Source organism: Pseudoxanthobacter soli DSM 19599, from assembly GCF_900148505.1.
GTDB lineage: Bacteria > Pseudomonadota > Alphaproteobacteria > Rhizobiales > Segnochrobactraceae > Pseudoxanthobacter > Pseudoxanthobacter soli.
The window spans coordinates 450,920-476,682 of the sequence record NZ_FRXO01000003.1 but is presented as its reverse complement, the minus strand read 5'-3'; the positions used below and the strand labels follow the sequence as shown (position 1 = coordinate 476,682).

The 25,763-nt window shown below is 67.7% G+C and carries 23 protein-coding genes; 12 read left to right on the top strand and 11 right to left on the bottom strand.

Annotated features, from left to right (window positions below; translation table 11 throughout):
• Positions 1-47: 47 nt before the first annotated feature.
• The gene (locus BUF17_RS09675; protein ID WP_073627974.1) at positions 48-1,577 is read right to left on the bottom strand and encodes a YifB family Mg chelatase-like AAA ATPase; all 1,530 of its coding nucleotides are present in this window, start codon (positions 1,575-1,577) and stop codon (positions 48-50) included.
• A 492-nt stretch (positions 1,578-2,069) separates the two neighbouring features.
• Between BUF17_RS09675 and fdxA the strand changes: the two genes are divergently transcribed.
• Both fdxA and BUF17_RS09665 read left to right on the top strand, forming a co-directional pair.
• Positions 2,070-2,405 carry a ferredoxin FdxA gene (fdxA, locus tag BUF17_RS09670; RefSeq protein ID WP_073628318.1) on the top strand — a complete coding sequence of 112 codons (336 nt, stop codon included), beginning with the start codon at positions 2,070-2,072 and terminating at the stop codon, positions 2,403-2,405.
• 445 nt (positions 2,406-2,850) lie between these two features.
• On the top strand, positions 2,851-3,459 hold the full coding sequence (locus tag BUF17_RS09665) for a CarD family transcriptional regulator (RefSeq protein ID WP_073627972.1): 609 nt from the start codon (positions 2,851-2,853) through the stop codon (positions 3,457-3,459).
• Between the two features lie 324 nt (positions 3,460-3,783).
• Here BUF17_RS09665 and BUF17_RS09660 read toward each other — a convergent pair whose 3' ends face one another.
• The 3 genes from BUF17_RS09660 to BUF17_RS09650 form a co-directional block, all read right to left on the bottom strand.
• The gene (locus BUF17_RS09660) at positions 3,784-4,386 is read right to left on the bottom strand and encodes a Smr/MutS family protein (RefSeq protein ID WP_073627970.1); all 603 of its coding nucleotides are present in this window, start codon (positions 4,384-4,386) and stop codon (positions 3,784-3,786) included.
• On the bottom strand, positions 4,383-5,621 hold the full coding sequence (gene mltA / locus BUF17_RS09655; protein WP_210215421.1) for a murein transglycosylase A: 1,239 nt from the start codon (positions 5,619-5,621) through the stop codon (positions 4,383-4,385). Before mltA ends, BUF17_RS09660 begins: the two co-directional genes overlap by 4 nt.
• Before the next feature lie 83 nt (positions 5,622-5,704).
• The gene (locus BUF17_RS09650) at positions 5,705-6,448 is read right to left on the bottom strand and encodes a Tim44/TimA family putative adaptor protein (protein ID WP_073627968.1); all 744 of its coding nucleotides are present in this window, start codon (positions 6,446-6,448) and stop codon (positions 5,705-5,707) included.
• 454 nt (positions 6,449-6,902) lie between these two features.
• Here BUF17_RS09650 and BUF17_RS09645 point away from each other — a divergent pair, with 454 nt between their 5' ends.
• Together BUF17_RS09645 and secB are read left to right on the top strand one after the other, a co-directional pair.
• Positions 6,903-7,466, top strand: coding sequence for an FxsA family protein (locus BUF17_RS09645; RefSeq protein ID WP_084564430.1), 564 nt, complete (start codon positions 6,903-6,905; stop codon positions 7,464-7,466).
• Positions 7,467-7,863: 397 nt separating this feature from the next.
• The gene (gene secB, locus BUF17_RS09640; protein ID WP_073627964.1) at positions 7,864-8,358 is read left to right on the top strand and encodes a protein-export chaperone SecB; all 495 of its coding nucleotides are present in this window, start codon (positions 7,864-7,866) and stop codon (positions 8,356-8,358) included.
• Between the two features lie 46 nt (positions 8,359-8,404).
• On the opposite strand, the gene dnaQ is transcribed toward secB, so the two are convergent.
• From dnaQ to BUF17_RS09615, 5 genes are all read right to left on the bottom strand, one after another.
• Entirely contained in the window at positions 8,405-9,154 is a 750-nt protein-coding gene (dnaQ, locus tag BUF17_RS09635; protein WP_073627962.1) for a DNA polymerase III subunit epsilon, read from the bottom strand.
• A gap of 93 nt (positions 9,155-9,247) precedes the next feature.
• Positions 9,248-9,850, bottom strand: a complete 603-nt coding sequence (coaE, locus tag BUF17_RS09630; RefSeq protein WP_073627960.1) for a dephospho-CoA kinase — start codon at positions 9,848-9,850, stop codon at positions 9,248-9,250.
• Positions 9,847-10,770, bottom strand: a complete 924-nt coding sequence (locus BUF17_RS09625; RefSeq protein WP_073627958.1) for a shikimate dehydrogenase — start codon at positions 10,768-10,770, stop codon at positions 9,847-9,849. Before BUF17_RS09625 ends, coaE begins: the two co-directional genes overlap by 4 nt.
• Positions 10,767-11,426, bottom strand: a complete 660-nt coding sequence (locus BUF17_RS09620) for a Maf family protein (RefSeq protein WP_244530828.1) — start codon at positions 11,424-11,426, stop codon at positions 10,767-10,769. The genes BUF17_RS09625 and BUF17_RS09620 overlap by 4 nt, the downstream gene beginning before the upstream one ends.
• A gap of 33 nt (positions 11,427-11,459) precedes the next feature.
• Positions 11,460-12,299: a pyruvate, water dikinase regulatory protein gene (locus BUF17_RS09615; RefSeq protein WP_073627956.1), complete on the bottom strand. Its 840-nt coding sequence runs from the start codon at positions 12,297-12,299 to the stop codon at positions 11,460-11,462.
• Positions 12,300-12,837: 538 nt separating this feature from the next.
• Between BUF17_RS09615 and hemE the strand changes: the two genes are divergently transcribed.
• From hemE to rho, 3 genes are all read left to right on the top strand, one after another.
• Positions 12,838-13,842 carry a uroporphyrinogen decarboxylase gene (gene hemE / locus BUF17_RS09610; protein ID WP_073627954.1) on the top strand — a complete coding sequence of 335 codons (1,005 nt, stop codon included), beginning with the start codon at positions 12,838-12,840 and terminating at the stop codon, positions 13,840-13,842.
• A 57-nt stretch (positions 13,843-13,899) separates the two neighbouring features.
• Complete coding sequence (hemJ, locus tag BUF17_RS09605; RefSeq protein ID WP_073627952.1) at positions 13,900-14,337, top strand: protoporphyrinogen oxidase HemJ; 438 nt, start codon at positions 13,900-13,902, stop codon at positions 14,335-14,337.
• 405 nt (positions 14,338-14,742) lie between these two features.
• Positions 14,743-16,011 (top strand): transcription termination factor Rho, encoded by a 1,269-nt coding sequence (gene rho, locus BUF17_RS09600; RefSeq protein ID WP_073627950.1) that lies wholly within the window; start codon positions 14,743-14,745, stop codon positions 16,009-16,011.
• Between the two features lie 329 nt (positions 16,012-16,340).
• On the opposite strand, the gene BUF17_RS09595 is transcribed toward rho, so the two are convergent.
• Entirely contained in the window at positions 16,341-17,423 is a 1,083-nt protein-coding gene (locus BUF17_RS09595; RefSeq protein WP_073627948.1) for a hypothetical protein, read from the bottom strand.
• A gap of 103 nt (positions 17,424-17,526) precedes the next feature.
• The gene (locus BUF17_RS09590) at positions 17,527-19,560 is read right to left on the bottom strand and encodes a thioredoxin domain-containing protein (RefSeq protein WP_073628312.1); all 2,034 of its coding nucleotides are present in this window, start codon (positions 19,558-19,560) and stop codon (positions 17,527-17,529) included.
• Between the two features lie 203 nt (positions 19,561-19,763).
• Here BUF17_RS09590 and mnmE point away from each other — a divergent pair, with 203 nt between their 5' ends.
• The 5 genes from mnmE to BUF17_RS09565 all read left to right on the top strand — a co-directional run bounded on the left by mnmE (position 19,764) and on the right by BUF17_RS09565 (position 25,745).
• A complete protein-coding gene (mnmE, locus tag BUF17_RS09585) occupies positions 19,764-21,152 on the top strand; it encodes a tRNA uridine-5-carboxymethylaminomethyl(34) synthesis GTPase MnmE (RefSeq protein WP_073627931.1) in 1,389 nt (462 codons plus the stop codon).
• A 196-nt stretch (positions 21,153-21,348) separates the two neighbouring features.
• Positions 21,349-23,250, top strand: a complete 1,902-nt coding sequence (mnmG, locus tag BUF17_RS09580) for a tRNA uridine-5-carboxymethylaminomethyl(34) synthesis enzyme MnmG (protein ID WP_073627929.1) — start codon at positions 21,349-21,351, stop codon at positions 23,248-23,250.
• Entirely contained in the window at positions 23,240-23,935 is a 696-nt protein-coding gene (rsmG, locus tag BUF17_RS09575; protein WP_073627927.1) for a 16S rRNA (guanine(527)-N(7))-methyltransferase RsmG, read from the top strand. Before mnmG ends, rsmG begins: the two co-directional genes overlap by 11 nt.
• Before the next feature lie 62 nt (positions 23,936-23,997).
• Positions 23,998-24,801, top strand: coding sequence for a ParA family protein (locus tag BUF17_RS09570; RefSeq protein WP_073628310.1), 804 nt, complete (start codon positions 23,998-24,000; stop codon positions 24,799-24,801).
• A 56-nt stretch (positions 24,802-24,857) separates the two neighbouring features.
• A complete protein-coding gene (locus BUF17_RS09565) occupies positions 24,858-25,745 on the top strand; it encodes a ParB/RepB/Spo0J family partition protein (protein ID WP_073627925.1) in 888 nt (295 codons plus the stop codon).
• The last annotated feature ends 18 nt before the right edge of the window (positions 25,746-25,763 follow it).

The following is a 25,763-nucleotide window of genomic DNA, read 5'->3' as shown; positions in this document are numbered from 1 at the left end:
CTCCAGCTTCAAGCCCAGCCCCCGCCGACCTTCCCCTCGGGATCGCTCTACGCCGCCTCCGCGAAGCTCGACGACAGCCGCCGGAACGCCAGCGCTTCGGCGAGATGGAGACGCCCCACGGCTTCCGAGCCGTCGAGGTCGGCGAGCGTGCGCGCGACCTTCAGCACGCGGTGATAGCCGCGCGCGGACAGCCGCATCGTCTCGGCCGCCGCCGTCAGCAGCGCCTGTCCCGCCGCATCGGGCCGGGCGATGTCCTCCACCAGCCCCGGGCTGCAGGCCGCGTTGACGCGGATGTCGAGGCCCATGGCCGCGAACCGCGCCGCCTGGCGGCCGCGCGCGGCGGCCACGCGGGCCGCCACCTCCGCCGAGCCCTCGCTCGGCGATGGCAAGGCAAGGTCCGCGGCACTGACGGCACTGACTTCAACCCTGAGATCGATGCGGTCGAGCAGCGGTCCCGAAACCCGCGCCTGATAGTCCGCCGCGCAGCGCGCGCCCCGGCGACAGGTGTGGCCCGGTTCCCCTGCCATGCCGCAGCGGCAGGGGTTCATCGCCGCCACCATCTGCACCCGCGCCGGATAGGAAACGCGGTGGTTGGCCCGCGCGATCACCGCCTCGGCGCTTTCGAGCGGCTGCCGCAGCGCATCGAGCACCTGGGGCTGGAATTCCGGCAGTTCGTCCAGGAACAGCACACCGTTATGGGCAAGCGAGACTTCGCCCGGCCGCGCCCGCAGGCCGCCGCCGACAAGGGCGGCCATGGACGCCGAGTGATGCGGCGCGCGGAATGGCCGGCGATCCGACAGACGGCCGTCGGCGAGCTGGCCGGCGACGGAGTGGATCATCGACACTTCCAGAAGCTCGCGCGGGGAAAGCGGCGGCAGGATCGACGGCAGCCGCGCCGCCAGCATCGACTTGCCGGACCCCGGCGGGCCGACGAACAGCAGATGATGGCCGCCGGCCGCCGCGATCTCGAGCGCGCGCTTCGCCGTCTCCTGCCCCTTGACGTCCTTGAGGTCCGGCAGGGCCGGGCCTGCGTCGCGGATGCGCGGCTGCGGCCGTGACAGCAATTGCGTTCCGCGGAAATGGTTGACGATGCCGATCAGGCTCGTCGGCGCGAGCACCGGTACCGCCTCGCCCGCCCACGCGGCCTCCGGGCCCGACCGGGCCGGACAGATCAGGCCCTTGCCGAGGGCATGGGCGCCCATCGCAGCCGGCAGTGCCCCGGCCACGGGGGCAATGGTGCCGTCGAGCGCGAGTTCGCCGAGCACGATCCAGTCTTCAAGCGCCGCCGCCGGAATGGCGCCCATCGCCGCCATCAGCCCGAGCGCGATCGGGAGGTCGTAATGGCTTCCCTCCTTCGGCAGGTCGGCCGGGGCGAGATTGACCACGATGCGCTTGGCAGGGAGCGACAGGCCCGACGCGATCAGGGCGGCGCGAACCCGCTCGCGGCTTTCACCGACCGCCTTGTCCGGCAGGCCGACGACGGTGAACGCGACGGCGCCCGGTCCGATCTGGACCTGAACGTCCACCGGAACGGCCTCGATGCCCTGAAACGCAACCGTCGCAACATGGCTCACCATGCCCGCCCCTCCCGGCCGCCTTGAAGTTTCCCGTCCCCGGACCATATGGGAGCGTGACTAAGCTGGCAAGAACAAGCCGTGAACATTTTCATTGGGCCGCGCTTTGGTGCATCCGGAATTTTATTCCTTCCAATCTGGCCGACGCGAGATCCTCGTCTCTCTAGGCCGATTAATGAGGAGGATATTCCGATCCTGCGCCTTTTCGCGCGTTTTTGGGGAAACGTGATCCGGGCCGGAGAGCCTGATGAGACACGCGGATGGCTTGCGCGGCCCTCGTTTCCGCGTTAGTCCGCTCCCGCGACAAGCCCCGCGCTCCCAAATTCACGTTACCGCGGGCGCGGCATCGCCGACGTCGCCGAAGCCGGGCGACGGGATCGCTCGCAGCCGGGACGCCGGCGCCACGACCAGATGCCGGGACGCCGGCCGAGCGGAAAGCTGCAGCGGGGCGAAGGCCGGCACCGGCTCCGCGGCGTTCCGCACAAGGACTTCGAGATGCCGTACGTCGTCACGGAAAACTGCATCAAGTGCAAGTACACCGATTGCGTCGAGGTTTGTCCCGTCGACTGCTTCTATGAAGGCGAGAACATGCTCGTCATTCATCCCGACGAGTGCATCGATTGCGGCGTGTGCGAACCGGAATGCCCGGCCGAGGCGATCAAGCCGGATACGGAGTCGGGCCTCGAAAGCTGGCTGGCGCTCAATCGCGATTACGCTGCGATGTGGCCGAACCTGACGACGAAGCGCGACGCCCTGCCCGATGCGAAGGAATGGGACGGCAAGCCCGACAAGCTGGCGCTGCTGTCTCCGGAGCCCGGCGAGGGCGACTGAAACACCCGCATCCGATGAGCGCCGGGGAGACGCCGTCGCGCATCTGAGGAGATGCGGCGAATCGGCATACCGGCCATGCTTAGGCGAAAAATGCCAGTCCCGGAAGCCTTTGCGGCCGGGAAGGCTTTGTGATTTGCACAGATTGTGCTATATTTCCAGAACCATCGGAGAGCACCTGTTACCTCCTTGCCCAATCCGGCCTCATCTCCTCCTTTCATGGTGGAATAACGCAGGCGTCTTTGTTCGGACGTCTTGGTCGTGAGCGGACTTTTTCGGCGGAGCGCAGGATCCTACGAGGCGGCACGAAGCGTGGCAGCGACCGGATCGCAGCGAATTGCGATGTCCGGACTTTATTCTGCGCGTGACTTCGTCCAGGCGGATACGCATCGGGCAACCGCATAGCACGCGGTGTCTCGGGCGCCAACGGCGCAGGAGCAGGATTCGAATGGCCACCACCACGGCAAAGAAGGCCCCTTCCAAGCACGGTTTCAAGGCGAGCGAGCACATCGTCTATCCGGCGCACGGCGTGGGGCAGATCGTGGCGATCGAGGAACGCGAAGTCGCGGGCCACAAGCTGGAACTCGTCGTCATCACCTTCGAGAAGGACAAGATGACGCTTCGGGTGCCGACGGCGAAGATCGCTTCCGTCGGCATGCGCAAGCTGTCGGACGAGGCCACGGTGGAAAAGGCGCTCGGCACCGTGCGCGGTCGTGCGCGCGTGAAGCGCACCATGTGGAGCCGCCGGGCCCAGGAATACGAAGCCAAGATCAATTCCGGCGACCTGATTTCGATCGCCGAGGTCGTGCGCGATCTGTACCGCGCCGAGAACCAGCCCGAGCAGTCCTATTCGGAGCGGCAGCTTTATGAAGCCGCCCTCGACCGGATGGCGCGCGAGATCGCCGTCGTGGCTCATATCTCGGAGACCGAGGCTGTGCAGCGCATCGAGGCGCAGCTCGCCAAGAGCCCGCGCCGCGGCACCGCGAAGGCCGCGGACGAAGCCGTCGACGAGGATGCCGACCTCGAGGAAGTCTCCGAGCAGGACGAGGCCGCCTAAGAACGCGCTGCTGCGGCTGCCTCGCCTTTGCAAGGGTTGCCCTTCAAGCGTTCAGAGACGTCGAACATCGAAATGTCACTACGGAAGGCGTCCGCGTACACCGCGGGCGCCTTTCTCGTTTCTGCCCTCTCACCGCGATGACGCCTGTTCCGGACGGATCAGTTCGGTCCGAACGAGCCAGGTTCGCTCACGTCGAAGTTGGCGCGGCGTGCCGGTGGAGCGGCCGAGGCCTCGGCAGGCGCCCGAAGGCGGCCACGTCCGTGAGGAGCCAGGAGAAATGGCCTGAGGCGGGCACCGCTGACGCCGGCGGTTCAGATCTGCAACTCATGGGCGGGGCCGGCGGATCGTGACGTAAAGAGCACCCGAACCGCCGTGAGAGATCGTCGCCTCGCTGTAACCCACCACAAGCGCGCGGGCGGCGGGCATGGCGAGCCAGAGCGGCACCATGCGGCGCAGGATGCCGCGCTCCGGCTCGGCGAAATCGAGCGGCACGACGGAGCCGCCGCCCTTGCCGGTGATCACGAGAACGGTCTTGAGACCGCCGGCCTGCGCCCGGGCGAGAAAGGCCATCAGGCGCGCCTTGGCCGCCTCCTGGGTCATGCCGTGGAGATCGAGTCGGTCCTCGACGTCGCTGCGGCCGCTCTTGAGCCGCCGCACCGCGCGGCGCTCCAGCGGCACCATCGGCGGCGGCTTCGGGCGCGAGACCAGGGGCTTTCCTGCCGCAACCGGGCCCGGCGGCGCGGTGGATGGCAACGCACGCGGCGGCGACGCCTCGGCTTCCCCCGCCGCGTCCGGCGCGACAGCGGCGTCGCGTTGCCGAGCGTGACGGCCGCGCTTCTGCGGCAGCGGCTCGACGGTCGCGGCCAGACGCTCCCATAGCGCGCGGTCCTCCTCCGTCAGTCCCCGTCGCCTGCCCCGGCCGCTCACCGCTGCGTCTCCACGCTGACGTCCATCGCCGGAATCGGGCTGCGGTCGGAACGCGGCGGCGCGGCGGGATGGGCGGTCGAGACCCTCGGAATCAACAGCGTCATGGTCATGGCATGGCGCAGCCGGCCGGCAATCACCCCGGCCGCCTCGCCCGAACCGATATAGAGGTCTCCGCGCTCCGGCCCCTTGATTGCGGAGCCGGTGTCCTGAGCAACGACGAGGCGGTGCACCTCGCCGAGGCCCGGAATGCCGTTCACGGGGGTCGAAGGCGTATGGGCATCGATCCACACCGGCATCCCGAGTGTATGGAGCGAAGCGTCGACGGCGAGGCTGCGGCCCGGCGTCAGCGGCACCTCGAGTGTGCCGAGCGGGCCGAGGCCGGGCTCCATGCCCTCGATCACCCGGAAGAACACGAACGACCGGTTGGCCGCCAGGATCGCCGGTGCCTCCGCGGGGTGGCTTTCCAGCCAGGCCTTCAACCGGTCCGCCGTCATTTCGTCACGCGAGATCGCCCCGCGCGCCAGCAGGATGCGGCCGATCGCAGTGTAGGGATAGCCGTTCCGGCCGGCATAGCCGAGGCGCAGCACCTCGCCGTCCGGAAGACGGATGCGCACCGAACCCTGCACCTGGGCGAAGAAGGCCTCCACCGGGCTCGCGACATAGGCGAGCTCCAGGCCGCGGCCGGCAAGCGCGCCCGCCATGATCGCGGCACGATCGGGATAGGGCGACACCTCGCCGTCCGGGGCCCGGCGGGCCGCCGTGAGCGCGATATCGAGACCCGGGGGCCGGTTGGTTCCATCCAGCGAGACGAGATCCGGCGGCAGGCCATAAAGCGGAACGCCGAAGCGGGCCGTGGGATGGCGCGAGCCTTCGATCTCGGGCTCGAAATAGCCGGTGAGGAATCCGGCGTCGCGCGGACCGAGCGCGACGGCTTCGAAATGCCGTTCGAAGAAGCGTCGCGCCGCGGCATCGCCGAGGTCGCGCGGCAAGGCGGAAGCCGCACGACAGACCGCGGCCAACGCCGCAGGATCAACCAGCCCAAGGCCGCCCGGCGCCGGTGGCATCTCTTCCATGGCGGTGCAAGAGCGCAGGAAGGCCTTGAAGGCTTCGGACTGGCGATCATGGCTCCAGCCGTCCAGAGCCGCCGGGCGAAACCTGCCGTGTGCGCCGCCATCGTCGGCGGCGGCGGGTTGTGCGAGCGCCATTCCGGAAACGAAGGCGGCGTAAGACAGCACAACGGCCAACCTGACCCCACGCAGGCCGGAGGGCGCCCGTGCGAACGCTCGTCCCCCCATGCTCCGCGGCGGGGCAGGTAGCATCATTCCACCGATTCAGTGGCGACCAGCTTCCAGTTGGGATCCCGCTGGTCGGTGTCGCGGGCAAAGGTCCAGCGGTCGACCACGTCGGTCACCTTGTTGGGGTCGCCCTCAACCACCGTCCCATCCTTGGCGCGGGTCAGCGAAACCAACTGGCTTTCGATGTGAACGACGACCTGCGCCGTCACCCCGCGCATGGCAATGGCGACGATTTCGGCCTTGGAAATGCCGACGAAGGTTGATTCCACCGTCTCGCCACGCGCCTCGCGCTCGGCGATGGCGCCAGAGAAGCCCTCGAACACCTCCTTCGACAGCAGCGGACGCAGCGCCTTGCGGTCGCCGCCGGCGAACGCGGTGACGATCATTTCGTAGGCGACGCGCGCGCCGGCGACAAAGCGCTCGGGCGAAAAGGAGGGATCGGCGGCGAGCAGGGCCTTGAGCCCGTCGTGCAGCTTGGAGCCTTCCGGGGCGAAGCGCTTCAGCGTCTCCTCGGCGGCCTGGTCCGGCGTGTCGTTGGCGGCCGGGAGGCGCGCCGTGGGCAGCGCGGTCACATTGTCGCGAGACGGCGGCTGCGCGGGTCCGGCGTCCGCATTCCCGCTGCCCGCCTGCCCACCGCGACGGGCGAAGGGATCGAACGGCCGGCCCTCGTTGCCGGTGCGCCGCCCGAGCACGCTGCGCAGGCGCAGGAACACGACCACCGCGAGGACGATGAAGATAATATTATAGATGTCGAAGAATTCGCCCATCACACCCGACCGTTCGCCCGACCCTCCGAAGCTCCTTATCGGAAGAATGCGGATCTTCGACCCACTGCCTTGTGTCGCGGACTGAACCGCCGCGCGACACTTTCGTAAATCCCGATGGCGCCCGCGAACATGCAACCGCGATTGCCCAAGCCATTCTTTGGTACCCTTCGGCCCGCAACAGCCACCCTGGGCCCCACCAGAGCTTGCCGGCGTCCGTATCTGCAGGCCTGCTTCCCTCTATGTAAGCCACCTTCAAGCAGCATAAAGGGTCCGATACAAGTCCGTTGCCTTAGTGCCCGAAATAGGGCGTTCAGCGAGATGAACCTCCCGAACCCCGATCATCGTCCTATATTGGCATGAATCGCGCATCCGCGCCTCCATAGGTTCGCGACCGGCTCCGTTCATCTCGACGAACGGCGACGGCAGCATGAAAAAGATCCGGAACGACGGCCGCATGGCTCCATTCGACACCAACCGCATTCCCGGCCAGGGACGGCCCAGGGCAACCTTCGGCCTCGGTGGCCTGATCGTCGCCGGGCTTATCGGCCTGCCCCTTGTCGAGATCGCCGTCTTCATCCTCGTCGGCCGTGCCATCGGGGTGACGGCGACCATCGGCCTCGTGCTGCTGTCGATGATCGCCGGAACGACACTGATGCGGCGCCAGGGTTTCGGCATGCTGCGACGGATGCAGGCGGAACTCGATTCCGGCCGCGTGCCGGGCGAGGCGATGGTGCACGGCGCGATGATCGTGCTGGCGGGCGTGCTGCTCATCATCCCCGGCTTTGTCAGCGACGTCGTGGGCCTCGCGCTGTTCCTGCCTCCGGTCCGAGACTTCGTCTGGTCGGCGATCCGCCGCCGCATCGAGATCGTGACCGTCGAGACCCGTGCGCCCGGCGGCCCCGGTCCGGTGGTCGACCTCGATGCCGATGCGTTCCGCCGCCGCGACGGACACGACGGCGGGGAGCCAGGCAAGGGTGCGTCGCCCTGGGTCATCCCGCCACCGGACGGCCGGCCCTGAGCGTCGCCGCGCGCCTTGTGAAGCGCGCGCGGAGCGTGGTAGAGCATCGGGCCGAAAATGCAGCGGAAAGCGCGGATCTCCCGCGGCCCGCGCGACGGCTCCGGCGTTTTCGGACCGGCTGGGCCGCCTGAAGCACACCGTCCGGAAGGGAAGGAACGGCGTCAACGATTCCGGCCGGGAGATGGATATGCCGTCCCGGCCACCGGCATCGCGGCGGTACCATCCGGAATGCGGGGACGACGGGTTCCGTGTCTCCTCGGCCGGCCTTCCGAGCGGCGCTCGACCCACATAGCCAGACCGTCTCAAAGAAAGATCCCCGGGCAACTCCCGCCTCAACGCCGCGGGACACCGCCGCGGGATCGCGGCTTAACAACACCAAACCCAGCACGAAGGCACGATGAGCAACACAGACAACGGCGCCACGGCCCATGCCGGCGCGGCAGCAGCTCCCTCGATCAACGTCCTCGGCCAGTACCTGAAGGATTTCTCGTTCGAGAATCCTCATGCGCCGATGTCGCTGCAGCCGCGTCAGGCGAGCCCGCAGATCAACGTCTCGGTGAACGTCAACGCCAAGCCGCTCACGCCGGCCGACGTCGAGGTGACGCTGACCATCGAGGCCAATGCCGGTGCGGAGGCAGACCTCCTGTTCCACACGGAAATCACCTATGCCGGCATCTTCCGGATCCAGAACGTGCCGCAGGAGCACATCCAGCCTCTGGTGATGATCGAGTGCCCGCGCCTGCTGTTCCCGTTCGCGCGCCAGATCGTTGCCGACGCGACCCGCGACGGCGGCTTCCCGCCGCTGCTGCTCGACCCGATCGATTTCGCCGCGCTCTACCAGCAGAACATCCAGCGCGCCCAGGCCGCCGCTGCCGGCCTGCAGCCGAACTGAGGAAAGCCCGCGCCCGACCGCTCCTGGGTGCGGGCGCGGTGTCTCGTCAGGTCCCTGCGGACGACGCCGTCCGCAGGGCCGCATCCTGTTCATCCGGCCACAGATTCCACAATGCCTTCTCGCCCATGAGGGCGACGAACGCCTGATGCGCCGCGCGTTCCTCGCTCGTGACGAACGAGGGCAGCGGTTCCGGGCGAGGGCGCGCCCGTGCCACGCCGCCCGCCGGCGTGAAGCCGCGGCGGGTGCTGGTTCCGGCCGTATCGTCGGCGAGGCCCAGGGCCGCCTGCCGGCCACCCATCAGTTCCACATAGACTTCCGACAGCAATTCGGCATCAAGCAGCGCGCCATGGCGCGTGCGCATCGAGTTGTCGATCTTGTAGCGGGCGCAAAGCGCGTCGAGGGTGTTGGGTCCGGCCGGGTGCTTGCGGCGGGCGATCTGCAGCGTGTCGATGACGCGGCTCATCGGCACCGCCTCGCGGCCGAGCCGGCCAAGCTCCATGTTGATGAAGCCCATGTCGAACTCGGCGTTGTGGATCACCAGCACCCCGCCGTCGATGAAGGCGAGAAACTCGTCCACGATTTCGGCGAAGCGCGGCTTGTCGCGCAGAAAGTCCTCGGACAGACCGTGGACCGCGAAGGCCTCCGGCGGCATGGACCGTTCCGGATTGATGTAGACGTGATACGAGCGGCCGGACTGGATGCCGTTTATCAGCTCGACGCCGCCGATTTCCACTAGGCGATCGCCGCCGCGGGCCCTCAGGCCGGTGGTCTCGGTGTCGAACACGATTTCCCGCATCGTCCTGCCTCCATCGTTGCGCGCCGTGGCGCGGCTCTTCCTTCCTGACGGGCCGTCACCGGTGCGGAAAGGCAAATCGGCGCCGCCGGACGCTTATCCCCCGCATCTTGTCCGGATCGGCGCCACCGCGCGCAGGATCGCCGCCACCGCGCGCTCGGCAAAGGCCATGCCATGGCCGGTATCGATCAGGAAGTGCGCGCGACGACGCTTCTCGGCGTCCGGCATCTGGCGGGCGAGGATCGCGGCGAAGCGGGCTTCATCCATACCGGGGCGCGCGAGAACCCGTGCGCGCTGAACGGCCGGATCCGCCGTCACCACCACCACCGCATCGACGGCACGGCCACGGCCGGTCTCCAGCAGCAACGGCACATCGAGCACGGCAACGCGCCGGCCGGCGGCGGAAGCGCCGGCGAGAAACGCCGCTTCCTCCTCGCGGACCAGCGGGTGGACGATGGCTTCGAGCCGCTTCATCGCCGCATCGTCCCCGAGGACGATCGCGCCGAGCCTCGCCCTATCCACCGCGCCGTCCGCGACGGCATCGGGAAAAGCGGCCTCGATCAGCGGCACGGCGCGGCCGCGATAGAGGGCGTGCACCGACCTGTCGGCATCGTGAACGGCGGCACCCGCGGCACGGAACAGTGCCGCCGTGGTGGATTTTCCCATGCCGACCGAGCCCGTGAGGCCGAGAACGATCATCGGTGTGCCGTCTCCTCCGCCTTCACGAACGCTTCCGGCGGGAGAGTTTCGAGGACGACCGCCCGCAAGTCCGCATCCACGGCCGGCCTGCGGCCGAACCAGCGCTCGAAGCCGGGAACGGCCTGGTGCAGCAACATCCCGAGGCCGTCGACCGTCGGCAGTCCGCGCCGCCGAGCGGCGGCGAGGAACGGCGTTTCGAGCGGGACATAGACGATATCGGTGACGAGCGTGCCTTCCGGTACCGGAGCGAGGTCGATGTCGAGCGGCGGCGAGCCGGCCATGCCGAGCGAGGTCGTGTTGACGATGACCCCCGCAGTGCGCAGCAGGCCCGGCAGCTCGGCAAAGCCGTGGGCACGGCCGACGATGGTGCCACCCGGCGCGCGGGCGAGGGTGGCGACTGCCTCAGCCCGCTCCAGCGTGCGGTTGACGACGTGGACCGGCGCGAAGCCCCGGCTCGCGAGCCCGTGCACCACCGCGCGCGCCGCGCCGCCCGCCCCGATCACCACCGCCGGCCCGGGATTGCGGTCCCAGCCAGACGCCTCCTGGTCGAGATTGGCGAGGAAGCCGACGATGTCGGTGTTGGCGCCGTGGAGCCGGCCGTCCTCCAGCCACAGCGTATTGGCCGCGCCGAGCGTCGCCGCCATCGGATCGAGCTCGGCACAGGCGCGGGCTGCTGCCTCCTTGTGAGGCACGGTGACGTTCGCACCGGAAAGTCCGGAGGCGGCGAAGTCGGCGAAGAACGCATCCGCCCGCTCCGGTTCCAGCGCCAGCCGGCCGTAGCTTCCCGGCAGGCCGTAGCGCTGGAGCCAGTGCCCGTGAATGAGAGGAGACCGGGAATGGGACACTGGCCATCCGATCACGGCCGCGCGGGGGCCGGCGACGGGCGTGGCGGCAGCGATGCCGTGCTGATCGTCGCTCATGACGGCAGCACTCCGATGGTCCTCAGGCGTTCGGCCAATGCGAGCAGCGGCAAGCCGAGGACGGTGAAGAAGTCGCCGTCGACGGCCGAGAACAGTTGCACGCCGCGGCCTTCCAGGCGATAGGCGCCGACGGTTCCGGTCAGCGCCTCGCCCTCGGCAGCGACATAGGCGTCGAGAAAGGTATCGCTGAACGGTCGCATGGTGAGGCGCGCGGCCGAGACATGGCTCCACGCGGGGTACGCAGCGGAACCTGGCTCGATGACGCAGACCGCCGAGTGCAGCACGTGGGTGCGCCCGCGCAGTTCCCTCAATTGTGCGGCTGCGGCCTGCGGGCTCGGTGCCTTGTCGAACTTCACCCCGTCGAGGTCGAGGGTCTGGTCGCAGCCGATCACGATCGCATCGGGGTGAAGCACAGCGACCGCGTCGGCCTTCTTCGCGGCGAGGGCGAGCGCGATCTCGTCGGGACGGGCGCCGGCCGCGGCCATCGGCTGCTCGACGGCCCGCTCGTCGAGATCGGCGGGCACTGCGAGAACGGAAATGCCGGCTTCCGCCAGCATGCGGATCCGCGCCGCACTGCGGGACGCGAGCACGATGGGCATGGTCACGAACGACACCTCCGGCGAATGACGCACGACATCCGCGCCGTCATAGACCATCCCCGCCGCCGATGGGACGGAAAATCCCGGCCCTCAGCCGATGCCCTGCTCGCGCAACTGTTCCCGGCGCTGCTTGGCGAGCGCCATGATGGCGGCGGCCGTTTCCTCGATCGAGCGACGCGTGACGTCGATGATGGGCCAGCGGTGTTCCGCGCAGATGCGCCGGGTCAGCGCGATCTCCTCCGCGATGGCGCGGCGGTCGACATAGGCCGCATTGTCGGGCTTGGCGTTGAGCGTCAGCAGGCGGTGCTCGCGGATCTGGGCGATGCGCTCGGGGCTGGCCACGAGGGCGACGACCAATGGGTTTTCAGCCTCGAACAACCGCCGCGGCAGCGGCACGCCCGGCACGATCGGAATGTTGATCGCCTTCACACCGCGGTTGGCGAGATAGATGCAAGTCGGCGTCTTGGAGGTGCGGCTGACGCCGACGAGGATCACCTCGGCCTGCTCGATGTCATCCGGCAGCACGCCGTCGTCGTGCATCAGCACGTAGTTCAGCGCGTCGATGCGGCGGAAATAGTCGGTGTCGAGCTGGTGCTGCCCGCCAACACGCGGGGCGACCGGCAGGTTCAGATAGGACTGCATCAGCCGCACGACAGGGTCGAGCACGTTGGCGGAAGGAAGCCCGAGTTCCTGGCAGAACCGTTCGACGCGCTCGGCCATCTTCTCGTTCACGAGGGTGAACAGCACCATTCCCGGCGCCTGTTCGATGGCCGAAAGCACTTTGTCGAGCTGGCGGTCGGAGCGGATCAGCGGATGGACGTGCTCGATCGCCTCCACGTCGTCGTAACGGACGATGGCCGCGCGGGCGACGGTGGAAAGCGTCTCGCCCGTCGAATCCGACACGAGATGGAGATGAAAGAACGTCGGCACCCTGTCTGCGCCTTTCCGGCCTGCGACCTCACGGAAACCGCCGGCTTCGGCAGGCCGGCCCCGCGCGTTGTCCCCAGCCCTGTTAAGATGTGTGGACGGTACCGGCCGGCGAAACGGATCGGCCGTTCATCATGCAATTCCGTCCCGATCAATCAACAGATCAGCTGCCGACGGACGGATCCGTCCACGCCCCCCGAACTCCGTGGACGATTTGCGCGGTCCCGGACGATCCACACGTCATCCACGGCAATGCCTGTTTAACCTTTTGTTAAGGAATATGGCAACACCTTGAAAAGGAACCATAATCCGGATTTCCAAAGGCTGCTCCACGAAAAGCCCGGATCTCCGCCTGCGCCGTGGAAAAGCCCGTGACGCCGCGTCCGATTGTGGATGATCGATAATCCCGGTAATCCACCTCCAAACAGAATCAACAATCCCTTGATTCAAGGATTCTCTCTTTATGGAGACGGGTGGAAAAGCCGGGGAACCGGAAAGGGGCCAGGAGAAGGTCGCATCGCGAGCGGCTTCCTCCCGCTTCATGGCGGCGCTCGCCGGCGAAAGGACGGACATTCCCCCCGTCTGGATGATGCGGCAGGCCGGGCGCTATCTCCCGGAATACCGGGCGATCCGCAGCGAGGCCCGATCGTTCCTCGATTTCTGCTACCGGCCGGATCTCGCCACAGAGGCCACGTTGCAGCCGATCCGCCGGTTCGGCTTCGATGCGGCCATCATCTTTTCCGACATCCTCGTCATTCCCGATGGTCTCGGCCAGCCGGTCGCCTTCATGGAGGGCGAGGGACCTCGGCTCGATCCGCTGCCGCTCGATGCCGTCGGCGGTCTCGATCTCGGTCGCGTCGCCGGGCACCTTGAACCGGTCTACGAAGCGATTTCGCGGGTGAGGGCGGATCTCCCCCCGGAGACGGCCCTGATCGGCTTTGCCGGGGCTCCCTGGACGCTGGCGACCTATATGGTGGCGGGGCGTGGCTCGCCGGATCAGGCGTTCGCCCGGCTCGCCGCCTATCGTGACCCCGACGGCTTCCGCCGCCTGATCGACGTTCTCGTCGAGGCGGTCTCGTCCCATCTCGTCGCGCAGTTCGCGGCCGGCGCGGACGCGGTGCAGGTTTTCGACAGCTGGGCCGGGCCGCTCGACACCGACGGCTTCGCGCGCTGGACGACCGAGCCGATGCGGGAGATCGTGCAGCGCGTGCGGTCCGCGGTTCCCGGCGCCCGCATCATCGGCTTTCCGCGCGGCGCCGGCACGCGGCTCGAGGGGTTCGTGCAGCAAACCGGCGTCGATGCCGTCGGGCTAGACTGGTCGGTGTCGCTCGAGCGGGGCAGGGCGTTGCAGGCCGTGGCGACCATTCAGGGAAATCTCGATCCGCTGCGCCTCGTCGCGGGCGGCCGGGCCCTGGACGAGGGCGTCGAGGCGATCCTGTCGGCATTCTCGGGCGGGCCGTTCGTGTTCAATCTCGGCCATGGCATCCTGCCGGAGACCCCGATCGAGCACGTCGAGCGGATGCTCGCCCGCGTTCGGCGGGCCTGACTGGGTCGTGACGGTCCGGATCGCGGCTGGACAGCCGCAGGCTATTCCTTGGAGTGGATGGTGATGACCGATCTTTATCTCTGGGCGAAGACGCTGCACATCGTTTCGGTGGTCGCCTGGATGGCGGCAATGTTCTATCTGCCGCGGCTGATGGTCTACCATGTCGCCGCGGAGCGCGGCTCGGTGCAGTCCGAAACCTTCAAGGTGATGGAGCGCCGCCTGCTGAAGCTGATCTGCAATCCGGCGATGATCTCGACCTGGATTTTCGGCTTGCTGCTCGCCTGGCAGGGCGGCTTCTTCGCCGACGGCTGGCTGCACGCCAAGCTGGCGCTGGTGCTGGTGCTGTCCGGGCTCCACGGCTTCCTCAGCCGCTGCGTCAAGGATTTCGCGGCGGATCGAAACCGCCGCAGCGCCCGCTTCTACCGCATCATCAACGAAGTTCCGACGGTGCTCCTGCTCCTGATCGTGATCCTCGTCATCTTCAAGCCGATGTGACGGGCGCCTCGGCGAACACCCGTCAGGTCAGCACGGCAGCAGCATCATGAGCGGCTGCCGTGTCTTTGTCCGAAAAAAGCGATCGGGCGCGCGGCTGAATAAAAGCCCGCTTCTTCAGAGGCATAGAGCGGACGCCGGGATATCGTGGCCGCGTGCCGGCCAAGCCTCGCGCCAGAAGCCTCTTGCGGCGCCACACGTCACGGACTATGATCGGTTTACCTCATTCGAGGTGGATGGGCGCGTGTGCGCCGAGCCGGTGTCAAGGTGCCGGCTCCCGGCTGAAAGCTGGTCCTAAAAACCGAGCCGCCTCAATCCTCCATTCCATCCTTCCTCTGACAGGTCGTTACGACACGTCAATGTTACGGGCCGACGCCACCGGCCGAGATTCCATTCAAGGACCCTTCCATGCGGGAGATGAAGCTTCAGGAGCTCAAGTCGAAGACTCCGACCGAACTTTTGGCGTTTGCCGAAGAGCACGAGGTCGAGAACGCTTCGACGATGCGCAAGCAGGAGCTGATGTTTGCGATACTGAAGCAGCTTGCCGCCCGTGAGGTGGAGATCGTCGGCGAAGGCGTCGTCGAGGTGCTTCAGGACGGTTTCGGCTTCCTCCGCGCCCCAGATGCGAACTATCTGCCCGGTCCGGATGATATCTATGTCTCGCCCTCCCAGATCCGCCGGTTCTCGCTGCGAACTGGCGACACGGTCGAGGGCGTCATCCGAAGCCCGAAGGAGGGCGAACGCTACTTCGCTCTTCTCAAGGTCAACACCATCAATTTCGAAGACCCCGAGAAGACCCGTCACAAGGTTCACTTCGATAACCTGACGCCCCTCTATCCGGATGAGCGCTTCAAGATGGAAGCGGCGGAGGGCGTGTCGAAGAAGGACATGTCGTCCCGCATCATCGATCTCGTCGCACCGCTCGGCAAAGGCCAGCGTGCCCTGATCGTGGCCCCGCCGCGCACCGGCAAGACGGTGCTGCTGCAGAACATCGCCCACTCCATCACGACCAATCATCCCGAGTGCTATCTCATCGTTCTGCTGATCGATGAGCGCCCCGAGGAAGTGACGGACATGCAGCGCTCGGTGAAGGGCGAGGTGATTTCCTCCACCTTCGACGAGCCGGCCACCCGTCACGTCCAGGTCGCCGAGATGGTGATCGAAAAGGCCAAGCGCCTCGTGGAGCACGGACGCGACGTCGTCATCCTGCTCGATTCCATTACCCGCCTCGGCCGTGCCTACAACACGGTGGTGCCGTCGTCCGGCAAGGTGCTGACCGGCGGTGTCGACGCCAACGCGCTGCAGCGCCCCAAGCGTTTCTTCGGTGCCGCCCGCAATATCGAAGAGGGCGGTTCGCTGACGATTATCGCGACCGCGCTGATCGACACCGGCAGCCGCATGGATGAAGTGATCTTCGAAGAGTTCAAGGGCACCGGCAACTCGGAGATCATTCTGGACCGCAAGGTCTCCGACAAGCGCGTGTTCCCGGCGATCGACATTCAGCGCTCCGGCACCCGCAAGGAGGAGCTGCTCGTTCCCTCCGATCAGCTCAAGAAGACCTATGTGCTCCGTCGCATCCTCAATCCGATGGGGACGGTGGACGCCGTCGAGTTCCTGCTCGACAAGCTGCGGCAGACGAAGACCAATCAGGACTTCTTCGACTCCATGAACACCTGAACGATCGCGCCTGAGCGGACATCGTCCGCGCCGGGGCGCCCAGGGCCAACGGGTGGACCGTTCAACGAAAAAGGCCACGGCAGGATCTCTGCCGTGGCCTTTTTCATTGGGGAAGCGGCAAGACGCCTCTGGGTTCGTTTCTGCAATTCTGAATTGCGAAATCAGAATGATATCGCTGAAAAATGGAGCGATAGGGAAGCTCGCCAGCGGCAATTTCGCCTCGTCTCCGATCCAAGAGACTCGGAAATCGAAACGGCCGCTGCCGGGCTTCTAAATGTCTTGGGTGGACATCGCCCATCTTCGGACCCCGACCTCGGCCCTTTCTAGCCTCAATCCGCGTCCTGGAAGCCGATCCGACCTTCGCGGGCATCGAACGCGACCGCGTAGCGCTGGAAGAACGGCATCCCGGCATTGGAGACCGGGCCGCTCGACGAAACGACGATATCGTCGGTACGCAGGTCGCCGGTCGATTCCAGCGAGAGGCTGATTGCATTGCCGATCTGCATGGTCACAGTGTGACCGGGCATCAGGTCGCCGATCGGATCGGTGAAGTAGCCGATCTCATATCCCGGCAAGGCGAACGTCATGGCCGGCGATCCCGTGCCGAACAGCACGGGCTGGCAGGCGGGTCCCATGGTGTCGAGGGTGTAGCACGCTTCGATACCGTCGGTCTGCCAGGTGGGAAATCCGTCGACGGTCGTGCGGGCGCCGGCTCCGACGCGCATGAAGTCGAACGAACCGGCATTGCCGCGCGTCAGGCCGACAGCAACAAAGGCGTTCTGGCTGTCCGTGGCATCGACCACGAAGCCCGAGGACAGGTTGCCTTCGAGCGCCTGGAACGGATTGGAAAGGCCGTCTTCGCCGCGATAGTCCGCCCCGAAATACCCGACCGATCCGAGCGGAAGCGCGGAGCAGTTCGCGGCGGGGGCGCCGCACGACACGTGGGTGATCACCTCGATCGCGATTGGCCGGGTGGTGCGTGCCGGGCCGCTGGCATCCGGAAAGGAGATATCGGCGTAGGCGACGTAGCCGTCCACCACGGTGCCGTTGGCATAGGTGCCGCGGATCTTCTGGTCGGTCTTGCGCACGTTCGGGCCGACCATCTGCTCCATCACCCGGATCCCGGACGAACCGGTATCGAACACCAGGGCCGCCGGCTTGCCGTCGCCGATGCTGACATTGATGAGGTTGGGGATCGAGGCTTGAGCATCCTGCCCGAGAGGGATGTTGACGGTGTTCTCGTCGGCGAGGGCAGGGGATGCCACGGTGCCGAAGATGCAGGCAGCGAGAAGCAGGGACGCGGCTAGACCGGCTTTTGCCGTTTCCGTCGCCGCGAAGCCGCGCGTCCACGTCTGTCGCCGGGCGGTGTTTTCGTCACTCGGCGTTTCGGCCGCTTCCCTGAATGCCGTCATCTCGACCCTCGATTTTCGCACTGATCCCCGCCAAACCATAATCGAACGGCCGGCAAGGTCACGACGGAAATCGCAGCGCTGCCCGGTTTGGTTTCCGACCGGTTCAAGCGGTGCCGCCGAGGGCCTGGACAAGGGCCTCGACGGTGAGAATCGGCAGCGAGCAGGTCGCGCCGCGGCAGAGATAGACCGTCTCGCGGCCTTCCACCGCACGCTTGCCGGCAGCCGGATGTGCATCGGCTATCCCGTCCTCGGCGACGATCGTGACCACCCTGCCTGGCCGCGGAGAGCGCCGGATTGCGTCGGTCAAGGCGCCCGGCGCGCTTCCCGGCGGCAGCACGACGACCGCCTGTTCCGCGTTGATGCGGCTGTCGAGGGCGTTCAGCAGGCCGGCATGCCCGAAGATGTTGGAGACGATCTCGCCGGCGAAGGTCTCGAACAGCCGGTCGACCCGCGCGCGATACAGGTCGTTGCCGGTGGCCAGCCACAACGCCGTCAGCGCTTCCGCGACCTGGGCATTGCCGCTCGGTGTCGCCTCGTCGAGGCCCGCCGAAAGCCTGACGATGAGCCTGTCGGCGTCGTCGGCGGCGAGGGCATAGGCACCGCTTTCGAGCCGGTGATGCCGGTCCAGCACCTCACCCCAGATGATGGCGTCGTCGATATAGGACGGATCCGCCGTTGCCAGGTGCAGGGCGAACGCGGCGCGGATCATCGCGGCATGGTCGGTGGAGAGGCCCGGGAAGGTGCGCCGTTCCTTGCGCGCAGCGTGGCCGAGGCGTGGCCCGTCGGCGAGAAGCTGCTTCACCCCGCGGTAGGCGCCGGCCGCGAGGGTGATCCATTCCGGCCGGGCGAACAGGCTTCCCGCCTCGGCTACGGCAGCGATGGCGAGCCCGTTCCAGTCGGCCAGCACCTTGTCGTCCCTGCCGGGTGGCACCCGGGCGGAGCGGGCGCCCAGCAGACGCGCCCGCAGCGGCGCGAGGCGGGTCTCCTCCTCCCCGTCCGCAAAACCACTGGCGAGGCGGTTGGGGATCGACCGCCCCTCGAAATTGCCCCGCTGGGTGATGTCGTAGGCGGCCTCGAACCCCGCGGCCTCCGCCCCGAGCACCTCGGCGACTTCGACAGGTGTCCAGACATAGAAGCGGCCTTCCTCGCCTTCCGAATCCGCATCCAGGCTGGCAGCGAACGCGCCGGCTTCGGCCATCATCTCCCGTTCCAGCCAGCCGATGGTCTCGGTGACTCGCACCCCAAAACCGGAGTCGCCGCCGGACGCGGCCGCCTGGACCAGAAGCGACACCAGTTGCCCGTTGTCGTAGAGCATCTTTTCGAAGTGCGGGACCAGCCAGCGATAGTCGACCGAATAGCGCGCGAAGCCGCCGCCGATATGGTCGTAGATGCCGCCGTTGGATATCCGCTCGAGCGTCTTCATGACGTGCGCCCGGTGACGCTCGTCGCCGTTGCGCCGGAAGGCGCGCCAGTGCAGTTCGAGGAGCGGCGCCTGCGGAAATTTCGGCGCGCCCTGGGTGCCGCCGTTGATCGCGTCCGTGATCGTCAGAAGCTGCGCGGCCGCCCTGTCGATGGTGTCGGCATCGAGCGTCACGCTCGTCGCCTTGCGCGGAGCCGACAGCGCTGCGACGAGGTTGACGCTGTTGATGCGCACCGCGTCTGCGCCCGTCCGATAGGCCTCGGAGACCGCCTCGAGGATCTGGACAAAACCGGGCCGGCCATAACGCGGCTCGGGGGGAAAGTAGGTTCCGCCCCAGAACGGCGCCCCGTCCGGCTTCAGAAACATCGTCAGCGGCCAGCCGCCCTGCTCGCCCAGGGTATGGAGCGCATTCATATAGATCTGGTCGATCTCAGGACGCTCCTCCCGATCGACCTTGATGTTGACGAACAGCCGGTTCATCACGGCGGCGATGTCGGGATTCTCGAAGCTCTCGTGGGCCATGACGTGGCACCAGTGGCACGCCGCGTATCCCACGGAGAGCAGCACTGGCCTGTCGAGGGCTGCGGCCTCCGCGAAGGCCTGCGGTCCCCAGGCCCGCCAGTGAACGGGGTTTTCTGCATGCTGGACCAGATAGGGGCTCACCTCCAAGCGCAGCAGATTCTCCGGCGGCGGCAGGGTTGCGGCGGTTTCGGTCATCTCGCTCTTCTCCGTCGGTGAGCCTTTGGACAGGCAGGGCGCGTCCGTCCGATCCTTGAGCGCGATGCGCCGCACTCCGCGTCCCTGCGCAACGAAGCGCCGCGCCAGATGTTCCGGAAATCGCGTCGCGGCGGAGCGCCCGGCCTTCCCGGACGGCGGATGATGCCATAGATCAGGCGCGATCGCGCACCCGGAGATCAGCCATGCAGACCCTTCCGAGCGACACCGTCGCCGGCGACACCATCGTCGCCCTGTCCAGCGGCGCCCTGCCGGCGGCGGTCGCGGTGGTCCGGCTGTCGGGGCCGAATGCGGGGCCTGCACTCGCCGCGCTGTGCGGGGGGCGCCTGCCGCCGCCCCGTCGGGCTGTGCTGCGCCGTCTTGTGCGCCGCTCGGACGGTGCGCCGCTCGACAGGGCGCTGGTGCTCTGGCTACCGGGGCCGGGCACGGCGACCGGCGAGGATATGGCGGAACTGCATCTCCACGGCGGCCGCGCCGTCGTCGCCGCCGTCATCGCCGAACTGGCCTCTGGCCCGGCGGCGTTCGCGCGCCCGGCCGAACCTGGAGAGTTCACCCGCCGCGCCTTCCTCGCGGGCAGGATGGACCTCGCGGCCGTGGAAGGGCTCGCTGATCTCCTTGCCGCCGAAACCGAGGCCCAGCGCGTGCAGGCGCTTGCCCAGGCCGGCGGCGCCCTGTCCTCCCGCATCGCAGACTGGCGCAGCCGCCTGATCGAGGCCCGCGCGCTGCTCGAGGCGAGTCTCGACTTCTCCGACGAGGCCGATGTCGCCGAAGTGGCGGAGCAACAGGCGATCGCCGAGGCGGCAGGGCTGCGCTCGGCGCTCGCGGTGGCGCTCGCCGATGCCGGCCGGGGTGAGCGGCTGCGGGACGGCTTCCAGGTCGCGCTGATGGGGCCGCCGAACGCGGGCAAGTCGAGCCTGATGAACGCGCTGGCTTCGCGCGAGGTCGCCATAGTCACGGCGGAGGCGGGGACGACCCGGGACGTGATCGAGGTACATCTCGATCTCGGCGGCTACCCCGTGACCGTTGCGGATACGGCCGGCCTGCGGGAGACGGCGGGCGAGGCCGAGCGCGAAGGCATCCGCCGCGCCCTGAGCCGCGGCCGCGATGCGGATCTCGTGGTGTGGCTCGACCCGCCGGACGAAACGGCGCTGGAGCCACCGGGGGAGCTCGGGGGATCACTCTGGCGGATCCGGACCAAGGCGGACCTGGAACCGGGCCATGAGCTTCGGTCCCCCGTAGAGGGATCATCGGCGGACGGCGCGGCTGGCGTTCCCGGGCGGATCTCCGTCAGCAGCGGGGAGGGGATCGGCGATCTCGTTGCCGCGATCGGCGCGGCGGCCGCGCAGAGCCTGAAGGGCGGCGAGGACGCGTTGGTCACCCGCGCGCGCCACCGTGCTGCGATCGAGGATGCCGTGGCCTGTCTCGACCGGGCGACGATGGCCGGCTTCATTGCGCCCGAACTGCGCGCCGAGGAACTGCGCCGCGCCGGGGATGCGCTTGGCCGCGTGGTCGGCGCCGTCGGCGTCGAGGCGGTGCTCGGGCGGATCTTCTCGTCGTTCTGCATCGGAAAGTGAAGGCGGGTCCGGACGATTGTCAGGAACACGTTAAGGGACCATTCACCAAGGTGCGGTGTTTGCCCCGATGTTTCACGTGAAACAATCCGTCTCGCCGATGCGGACTGTACGTCATGTTTCACGTGAAACACACGCGCCTCCGCGGCGCAGGGAAAACGGCGTCGCGCTTTGGCCGCCGATGCTGTAAGACGAAGCCATGCAGAACATCGAGGATGCGGAGGTCGCCGTGCAGCGACGGTACGATGTCGTGGTGATTGGTGGCGGGCACGCCGGCTCGGAGGCCGCCGCGGCCGCCGCGCGGGTGGGCGCCCGGGTGGCTCTCGTCACGCAGGATGCGGCGACCATCGGCGTGATGTCGTGCAACCCGGCGATCGGCGGTCTTGGCAAGGGCCATCTCGTCCGCGAGATCGATGCGCTGGACGGCCTCATGGCACGCGTCGCGGACCAGGGCGGCATCCAGTTCCGCGTTCTCAATCGCCGTAAAGGGCCGGCCGTCCAAGGGCCGCGCGCACAGGCCGATCGCAAGCTCTACCGCGCGGCGATGCAGGCGGCGATCACGGCCGTGTCCGGGCTCGAGATCGTTCAGGGCGAAGCCGTCGATCTCGTGGTTTCCCAAGGTCGTCTTTCCGCCGTGGTGTTGCGTGATGGCCGGACGCTGACGACCGGCGCGGCTGTCGTGACCACGGGCACGTTCCTCGACGGACTGATCCACATCGGCGACGTCAAGATGCCGGCGGGCCGGATGGGCGAGCCGCCGGCTATCGGGCTCGGCGATGCCCTCGGCCGCATCGGCCTGCGTCTCGGCCGGCTGAAGACCGGCACGCCGCCGCGCATCGATGGCCGCACCATCGACAAGGCCGGTCTCGACGTCCAGCCGGGCGACGATCCTCCGGAGCCGTTCTCGGCCCTGACGGCGTCGATCACCACGCCTCAGGTCGTCTGCCACGTCACCCGCACGACGGCCGAGACCCATTCGGTCATCCGCACTCATCTGCATCGCTCGGCGATGTACTCGGGCGAGATTTCCAGCCGCGGGCCCCGCTACTGCCCGTCCATCGAAGACAAGATCGTGCGTTTCGGCGATCGCGACGGCCACCAGATCTTTCTCGAGCCCGAAGGCCTCGACGACCATACGGTCTATCCGAACGGCATCTCGACCTCGCTGCCGGAAGATGCCCAGCGGGCGCTGATCGCCACGATCCCCGGGCTGGAGCGGGCGGAGATCCTGCGGCCCGGCTATGCCATCGAATATACCCACGTCGATCCGACGGAGCTGACGCCCGCTCTTGAGACCAAGCGCTGCGCCGGGCTGTTCCTGGCGGGGCAGATCAACGGCACTACGGGTTATGAGGAGGCGGCGGCGCAGGGTCTGCTGGCGGGCCTCAACGCCGCCCGTGTGGCGGGCGGGTCTGATCCTGTGGTCATCGGCCGGGAGGACGCCTATCTCGGCGTCATGGTCGATGATCTCGTTACCCGCGGCATCACCGAGCCCTACCGCATGTTTACCTCGCGGGCGGAGTTCCGGCTGAAACTCCGGGCGGATAATGCCGACGAGCGGCTGACCCCGCTCGGCCTCCGGACCGGGCTCGTCGGCACGGAACGTGCCGCGGCCTTCGATCGCCGCCGCGCCGCGTTGGAGGCGGCGCGGGTCTGGCTGAAGTCCCTCAGCCTGACGCCCCAGGAAGCGGCGCGTCACGGGCTCGCGCTCAATCATGATGGCGTGCGCCGCACAGCGTTCGATCTCCTGAGCTTCCCCGATATCGATTTGGCACGGCTCGTTGCCGTCTGGCCGGAGCTCGGCGATCTGCCGCCTGCCATCGCTGCCACGGTCGAGACCGATGCGCGCTACGCCGTCTATCTCGATCGTCAGGCCGCGGACGTCGCGGCGCTGAAGCGCGACGCCGGCGTCGCGTTGCCGGTCGACCTCGATTATGCGGCGATCACGGGCCTCTCGAACGAGGTGAAGCAGAGGCTGGCGAGCGTTCGTCCCCAGACTCTGTCGCAGGCCGGGCGGGTGGAAGGCGTCACGCCTGCCGCGCTCACGCTGTTGCTGGCCTATCTGCGCCGGCGCCCGGAAGGGGGCCGCGATGCCGCCTGAGCCGAAGCAGAAGACAAGTGCGCCGGGGGAGGGGCCGGAGGCTCTTCTCGCGCTGCGGCCCGTCGCTCCTGCCGCGATGGATCGGCTCACGCGCTACGTGGCGTTGCTGCGGACATGGCAGAAGGCCAAGAACCTTGTCGGGCCGGGTACGCTCGATCATGTCTGGACCCGCCACGTCGCCGACAGCGCGGCGGTGCTCGACGCCGCGCCGGAGGCGCGCCGCTGGGTGGATCTCGGATCGGGCGCCGGCTTCCCCGGCATCGTGGTGGCGATCCTGCTCGCCGACGTGCCCGGCGCGCACGTCCATCTCGTGGAATCGAACGGCCGCAAGGCCGCCTTCCTCAAGGCCGCCATCCGCGAAACCGGCGCTCCGGCGACGGTCTCGGCGGCGCGCATCGAGGACGTGGTCACAAGGCCGGACGTTGTCGCAGGTGGGCCGGTCGAGGCGGTTTCGGCCCGCGCGCTGGCACCGCTCGACAAGCTGCTGGCGCTTGCCGCGCCGCTTTTCGAGGCCGGTGCGGTGGGCGTTTTCCACAAAGGGCGGGATCTCCGCCGGGAAGTCGCCGATGCCCGTGCCCATTGGAGCTTCGATCTGGTAGAACATCCGAGTGGGTCCGATCCGGACGGCCGGATCGCCCTCGTGCGCAGTCTCGCACCACGGCGTCCGGGAGTGCCTGAGCCATGAGTGTCTCCGCCAGCAATCATCTCGATCCCCGTCCGGCCGCCTCACGCGGCGGCTCCGCCCCGATGCCTCGGGTGCTGGTGGTCGCCAACCAGAAGGGTGGGGTCGGCAAGACGACGACGGCCATCAATCTTGGCACCGCGCTCGCCGCAATCGGCGAGAGCGTGCTGATCGTCGATCTCGATCCCCAGGGCAATGCCTCGACCGGCCTCGGCGTCGAGCGCAAGGACCGCCGGGTCTCGACCTACGACGTGCTGGTGGGCGAGGCGCCGCTCGGCGACGCCATCATCGAAACGGCGATCCCGCGGCTCCATCTCGCCGCTTCGACGCTCGATCTGCTCGGTCTCGAACTCGAAATCGCCAACGAGCGGGATCGCACCTTCAGATTGCGGAATGCCATTGCCGCCCACGCCGCCCAGGCGACCGGCAAGTTCGCCTATTCTTACGTGCTGGTGGATTGCCCGCCTTCACTGAACCTGCTCACCATCAACGCCATGAGTGCCGCCCATGGCGTGCTGGTGCCGCTGCAGTGCGAGTTCTTCGCGCTGGAGGGTCTCAGCCAGCTGCTTCAGACCGTGGATCAGGTCAAGCAGGCGCTGAACGCCGAACTCGCCATTCATGGCATCGTTCTCACCATGTACGATGCGCGCAACAATCTCGCCAATCAGGTCGTGGCCGACGTGCGCGAGACCATGGGCGACACGGTTTATGAAACCGTGATTCCGCGCAACGTCAGGTTGAGCGAGGCGCCGTCCTACGGCAAGCCAGCGCTGCTTTACGATATCCGCTGCTCCGGCAGCCAGGCCTATCTGCGGCTCGCCTCGGAGATCATCCAGCGCGAGAAGCGGTTCCGTGCCGTTGCCGCCTGACCGTTCGGTCACAGGCGGCCTATCCTGCGGCCGACGAATTTAGAGGACGTGAGACGATGGCGGAGGAGCAGGGACGCAAGCGGCTGGGCCGCGGGCTCGCCGCATTGATGGGCGATGTTTCCACGGATGCCGGCTTCACCGATCGCGGCGACCGCGGACGTGGCTTGAAGCGGGTGCCGACGGCGTTCGTAAAGCCCAATCCGCGCAATCCCCGGCGTCAGTTCTCCGAGGAGGATCTGGAAGATCTGACCAACTCGATCCGTGAGCGGGGCATCTTCCAGCCCATTCTGGTGCGCGCGGTGGCCGGCCAGGCGGACGCCTACGAGATCATCGCCGGCGAGCGCCGGTGGCGGGCCGCCCAGCGGGCCGGCCTGCACGAAGTCCCGGTTCTCGTGCGCGATGTCTCCGATCGCGAGGCGCTCGAGATCGCCATCGTCGAGAACGTCCAGCGTGCCGATCTCAATGCGGTCGAGGAAGCGGCCGGCTACCAGCAGCTCATCGCCGAGTTCGGCTACACCCAGAACGACCTCGCCGGCGTCATCGGCAAGAGCCGCAGCCATGTCGCCAACACGATGCGCCTCCTGAAGCTGCCCGATGCCGTGAAAGACCATGTGGTGGCCGGCCGGCTGTCGGCCGGTCACGCCCGTGCCATCCTGATGGCGCCCGATCCGGAGGCACTTGCCCGCCGCGTCATCGCCGAGGATTTGACCGTGCGCGATACCGAGGCCTTGGCTGCCTCACCGGTTGCCCAGGCCGTGGCAGCGGTCGGGCGCGCCGTCGCCGAGAAGGATGCCGATACGCGGGCGCTGGAGACGCGGCTTTCTGAGGTGCTGGGGCTGGCTGTGTCGCTGACCCATAAGCCGAACGGCGCCGGGGAACTGCGCATTCGCTACCGGTCGCTCGAGCAACTCGACGATATCAGCCGTCGGCTGGAAAATTCCTGACGAGGATACCCGGCACGG